Source organism: Clostridium pacaense (genome assembly GCF_020709765.2).
In the GTDB taxonomy this organism is placed as follows: Bacteria; Bacillota; Clostridia; order Lachnospirales; family Lachnospiraceae; genus Enterocloster; species Enterocloster hominis.
The window spans coordinates 1-223 of the sequence record NZ_JAJFEB020000288.1 but is presented as its reverse complement, the minus strand read 5'-3'; the positions used below and the strand labels follow the sequence as shown (position 1 = coordinate 223).

Genomic DNA, 223 nt, shown 5'->3' with positions numbered 1-223 from the left:
CTGACTACTTTGGTTTTTGTCGCATTCACTTTGAGGAACAGTTTTCTTTCTATCCAATCTGTAATGGATTTCATTACTCTGTTGGCTGCCATTTCACTTTTGGTAAATACCATTGTATCATCGGCATATCTTGCAAAACGAAGCCACCTCTGCTCCAGTTCTTTATCTAACTTGTCAAGATACACATTGGATAGCACGACTGACAAGGGGCCGCCTTGCGGTA

General features: G+C 41.7%; 1 protein-coding gene. It reads right to left on the bottom strand.

From position 1 onward, the window contains the following. The coding region (locus LK536_RS59290; protein ID WP_506092399.1) for a reverse transcriptase domain-containing protein at positions 1 to 223 on the bottom strand (223 nt) is incomplete at both ends.